The organism is Kitasatospora putterlickiae, from assembly GCF_039527695.1.
Lineage (GTDB): Bacteria > Actinomycetota > Actinomycetes > Streptomycetales > Streptomycetaceae > Kitasatospora > Kitasatospora putterlickiae.
Window position 1 is genome coordinate 56534 of the sequence record NZ_BAAAKJ010000225.1, and the last position, 3823, is coordinate 60356.

Genomic DNA, 3823 nt, shown 5'->3' on the forward strand with positions numbered 1-3823 from the left:
CGAGCAGTCCGTCGACGAGTTCCCCGGCGAGCCGCTGGACGGTGGGGCGCAGGCCCTCGACCATGCGCGGGGTGAAGGCCTTGGAGACCAGGCGGCGGATCCGGGTGTGGTCCGGGGCCTCCAGGTCGAGCAGGCCGTTGTCGTTGAGGGTGTGGAACGGCTCGTGCGCCGGGTCGGGCTCGGGGCGGCCGAACTCCTGGTGGCTGAACCGGTGGGTGTAGGTGCGGCCGAGCCGGCGGTCGCGCAGCAGCGCGCTGACGTCCTCGAAGCGCGAGACCAGCCACTGGTTCGTGGGTTCGAAGTACGTCACGGGGGCCTGCTCGCGCAGGGTGGCGTACGCGTCGTAGGGGTGGGCCACGAACGCCGCCGACCAGGGGTCGAACTTCGCCGTCGTCGTCATCGGTCGATCACTCCAGGCCATGAGGGGGGAGCCGGAAGGATCATCGTACGCATGCGTTCCTTCCGGCCCCCGGTGCGGTCAGCCCGGCCGCCGCAACCGGATGCTCCCCCGGGCCGCCCGGCCGTCGAACAGCCGCTCGTCCACCGGCCGGGCCGGACGCGGCGGCGCGACGGCCGGTGCGAGCGGGATGCCGCCCCGGCCGCCGAGCGCCAGCAGCCAGGCGGTCAGGTCCGGCCGGCTCCCGTACGGGCCGGCCGCCTGCTCCCAGACCCGCCGCACCAGCGCCAGTCGCCGGTCCGTCAGCACCCCCGGCAGCGGCTCCAACGGCGCGCCCGGCGCCACGTACGGGTCCTGCGCCAGGGTCCGGCCGATCAGCAGCGCCGCCTTGTAGCGGTCGCTGTCCACCGAGGCGGCGCCGCCGTGCGGGGAGCGCGGGTCCGCCCAGTTGGGCGTGTCCGCCTGCTCCAGCACCGGGGCGGCGCCGACCAGCCGGACGCCGTCGCAGTCCAGCAGGTGCACGGCCGGCCCGGGCAGCGCCGTCCAGAGCACATTGGCGTGCGAGAGGTCGCCGATCACCAGCCCCCAGCGGTGCAGCCGGTCGATCAGCCCGGCCAGTTCCAGCACCAGGGCCAGCCGCTGCTCCCCGTCCGGGCGGACGACGCCCTGGGTGGCGGGCTTCTCCGGGTAGAGCAGGTACTGCGCCTCGGTGAGCTTGCACGCGCCGGTGGCCGTCCGCCAGGTCATCGCCGGCGGGGCCTCCCGCATCAGGAAGCCGACGCAGCGCGGGCCGTCCACCACCCGGCAGAGCGGCCAGGCGGCCTGGGCGTCGAGGCGCTCCCGGTCGGCGCTCGGCAGGGCGAGCCGCAGCCGGACCAGCTCCTCCAGGGCCCGGCCGTTGACCCGTCCGGCCTCCAGGTAGCGCTTGAACAGCAGCCCGGGGTAACCGTCGAGGCGCTGCACCAGGCCCTGGCCGCCCCGGCCGGCCTCGGCGCCGACGGGCAGCAGCGCCAGGTCCGCGTCCCCGCCGTCGGCCAGCGCGGTGGCGATGTCCGGGGCGGTCACGGCGCGGCCTCCCAGAGGCAGACGACCGAGCGGTCGTCGTCGTAGCTGCGTACCCGGACCTGGGTCTGCCAGAGGAACTCGGCGAGGCCGGGTGCCTCCCGGCCCCAGCGCTCGCCGAGCCAGGTCCGCAGCTCGGCCTCCTTGAGCAGCGGCAGCGCGAGGCCGTCGGTGCAGAGCACCAGCAGGTCGCCGGGGCGGGTGTCGGTGATCAGCCGGGCCCGGGCGTGCTCGTACGCCTCGGGGAGGCAGTCGGTCCGGGTGCTGATCAGCGCGCCGTCCTCGCCGCCCTCGGCCGCTTCGAGGTTCTGCCAGCCGCCCTCGCGCAGGCGCAGCAGGCCGCCGTCGCCGACCGAGACGAAGCCCCGGAACGGGACAGCCGGGTCGGCCGGCACCAGCAGCGCCCGCAGGGTCGTCGAGTAGGACTTCGGCGGCAGGCCCGCCCGCTCGGCCTCCTGGGCGAGGTCACCGGCCGCCGCCGCGACGAGCCGGTTCATCAGGCCGGCGAAGTCGGTTTCGGCGCCCGAGCGCAGGAAGGCCAGCAGGGTCTCGGCCTTCCGCGCGACCTGCCGGGTCAGCAGCCGGACGATCCCGTGGGAGCCGTGGTGGGAGTGCGACTGGGAGCCGACGCCATCGGCCACCGCGACCAGCAGCAGCTCCCCGGTCCGCACGACCAGGGCGGTGTCCTGGCGGCACTCGGCCGCGTAGCGGTGGCCGTCGCCGCGGACCGAGGCGGCGCGGACGGTGACCGGGCCGAAGCGTCCGCCGTCCACCACGGTGTCGGGCAGCAGGGCGCCGAAGAGGTCGCCGCCGGAGATGGCGGGGATGTCGGTCGGCTCGGCGGGGTAGGTCGGGGCCTTGCGGCCGACGTGGGTCAGCGGGCCGGGCTCCCGGAACGAGGGCGGCCGGACCACCGGCCCCGGCCCGGCGACCGGGGCGGTGACGCTTTCGGCGACGGTCGGGCCGTCGGCGCTCCACGGCTCGCGGACCGCCGACGGCCCTGGGCCGATCGGGCGCGGCAGGAACCCCTCCGGCACCACCGGCCCGGAGACGACGACCCGGGCCTCCTCGGCCGGCGCCTCGCCCTGCGCCGGGGCCGGTGCCGGTGCCGGACCCCAGCCGTGCTCGTACACGGAGGCCGCGAGGTCGATCGGGTCCCCCTTGCGGCTCGGCACGTGCTCCGGCCCCGGCTCCGGCACCCGGCCGCCGCCCGGCACCTGGTTGTCGTACGCGTTCATCCGGCGGCCCGGCCTCAGAGCTTGTCGAGCGAGACGGAGGTGAACCCGGGCACGTGGTCGTCCACCTGCAGGCTCATGCCCTGACCGGCCTCGGTCGCCCCGCTCACCGAGCGGACGATCGAGCGGGTCAGGCTGGCCGCGAACTCCCGCAGCGCGACCGCCGGGTTCGCCGTGCCCTCGTCCTGCATGAACGCCTTGAAGGTCGCGACCCGCGCGATCACGCTCCGGTCGGCCTGGCCGATGCCGAAGGCGATGATGTGCGGCCGGAACGAGGAGGCGAGCAGCTCCTGGTACGGCCGGTCCCAGTCGGAGTCGGTCGGCACGCCGTCGGACAGGAAGAACACCACCGGGCGGTAGACGTCGTGGCCGTCCGCCTTCAGCGCCTGCACGTCCCGATCGATCGCCTGGCGCAGCAGGCCGAAGGCGTTGCCGAAGGAGGTGAGGCCGGAGGCCTCCAGGGCGGGCAGCTCGTCGAGGTCGCTCAGGTCGACCAGCGGCTGGAGCTCATGGGCGTCGGTGGAGAAGCCGATCAGCCCGAACCGGGTCTTGTCGGCGATGGTCGGGTTGGTGCTGATCTCCTGGTGGAGGTCGAACAGGGCCTTGTTGAGGGTGTCGATGTCGGCGCTCATCGATCCCGACTCGTCGCACACGGCGTAGAACGGGAGGATCTGCACTGCACTTCTCCTTCGATTGGCAGGGCGTTGACGGTCAGCCGGTGTAGAAGTAGATCTCCAGCGAGGCGTGCCGGGGGTTGTCCGCGAGTGAGATGAAGTCCCGGGTGGTGGTGCCCCGGAACATCTCCGGACGGGCCTGCGCGAGCAGGCCGTTGACGGTGTGGGCGTAGGCCTGGCCGACGCCGGGGTCGCGGTTGCTGCCGAAGGTGAGGACGATGGCGGCCTGCCGTCCGGCGTACCGCTCGGTGGCCGCGCGGATCTGCGCGACCAGGCCGGCCGGGTCCGAGGAGTCCCCGCCGACGTCGACGGTGACCGGGTCGTGCTCGACGCCGCGCGGCCCGGTCGGCGTGGGCGTCGCGGTGGGCGTGGCACTGGCGGTGGCGGTGGCGCCCGCGTCCGGACCGGCGGTGGGCGCGGCGGCGGCCCGCTCGGCGGCCAGCGGGTCGCCCTGG

General features: G+C 75.2%; 4 protein-coding genes and 1 pseudogene. All 5 read right to left on the reverse strand.

Going from position 1 to position 3823, the window contains the following annotated elements:
- A pseudogene (locus ABD308_RS22860) lies at positions 1-400 on the reverse strand (cytochrome P450); the annotation flags it as partial.
- A gap of 78 nt (positions 401-478) precedes the next feature.
- Positions 479-1462: a hypothetical protein gene (locus ABD308_RS22865; protein ID WP_344338073.1), complete on the reverse strand. Its 984-nt coding sequence runs from the start codon at positions 1460-1462 to the stop codon at positions 479-481.
- A complete protein-coding gene (locus ABD308_RS22870; protein WP_344338075.1) occupies positions 1459-2697 on the reverse strand; it encodes a protein phosphatase 2C domain-containing protein in 1239 nt (412 codons plus the stop codon). Before ABD308_RS22870 ends, ABD308_RS22865 begins: the two co-directional genes overlap by 4 nt.
- A 14-nt stretch (positions 2698-2711) precedes the next feature.
- Positions 2712-3371 (reverse strand): vWA domain-containing protein, encoded by a 660-nt coding sequence (locus ABD308_RS22875; RefSeq protein ID WP_344338077.1) that lies wholly within the window; start codon positions 3369-3371, stop codon positions 2712-2714.
- A gap of 34 nt (positions 3372-3405) precedes the next feature.
- Positions 3406-3823 (reverse strand): hypothetical protein (locus ABD308_RS22880; protein ID WP_344338078.1); only part of this gene is annotated, 418 nt, incomplete at its 5' end.